Source organism: Psychrobacter sp. T6-1, from assembly GCF_052258445.1.
The window spans coordinates 1-1,024 of record NZ_JBQQFC010000558.1 but is presented as its reverse complement, the minus strand read 5'-3'; the positions used below and the strand labels follow the sequence as shown (position 1 = coordinate 1,024).

At 50.8% G+C, this 1,024-nt stretch carries 1 protein-coding gene; it reads left to right on the top strand.

Translation table 11 applies throughout. The annotated features are described in order from the left end of the window. Positions 1 to 1,024: insulinase family protein (locus ACTXGO_RS14565; protein ID WP_443575023.1), on the top strand; the 1,024-nt coding region annotated here is incomplete at both ends.

The following is a 1,024-nucleotide window of genomic DNA, read 5'->3' as shown; positions in this document are numbered from 1 at the left end:
TTGAGTTTCACAAAAGTCACTATCATCCGTCAAACAGCGTGATTATGAGCTTTGGTAATATTCCAGTGCGTGAGACGCAAGCGAAAATACACCAAGACGCGTTGGCTGAATTTGAGACCGGTCAAAAGCATGTGTCGCGCCCAGAAGTGCGCTTGCCGGCGCCGATTAGTGCAACCGACACGTATACTGCTGACGAGGCAGGGCCCAATCAGACTCATCATGTGGTGGCTTGGTTGCTACCGTCGATTACTGATCCCAAGCAGCGCCTTGCACTGCGCCTATTAGAGGGCGTATTGATTGAGCATGCTGGCTCGCCGCTACGCGCCTATTTGGACAGTCATGCGCTAGGCCGCGCGCCAAGTCCGCTATTGGGACTCGATGATAGTCATTATGAGATGGTTTTTTATACCGGTCTTCGTGGCTCTGAGCCTGAGCACGCAGAGGCGGTCGAGCAGGGGATTATCGACTTATTAACCGATGTCGCAAGCCGACCTGTCGATGATGAAACGATTGAAACTATCTTGCATCAGATTGAGATCGATCAGCGTCATATTGGCGGCGATAGCATGCCTTATGGTCTAAATTTATTGTTAGAAGGCTTTAGCACCGCCATTCATGACGGCAACCCTATCGATGTATGGGAAGTCGATGAGCACCTATTATGGCTGCGCGAGCAAGTCAAGGATAAGCAGTGGTTGCCAAACTTAATCAAGACCCATCTGCTGGATAACCCGCACCGCGTCCGTGTCACTATGGCGCCTGATAGCGAGAAGTCGGCGCGCCTGATCGCAGCGGAGCAAGTACGCCTTGATACGATAGCGATGGATTTGAGTGCTGATGATAAGGATATTTTAAAAAAACAAGCACTGGATTTAGCCGCGCGTCAGGCTGCCCCTGATGATGTGAGCTTACTTCCCAAGGTCGGCTTAGAAGATGTACCAACCGATATCAGCTTTAAAGAAGGCACACAAAAACAGGTCACGCTAAGCGGACAACAGAGCACGCTGTTTGAATACGAAGCGGG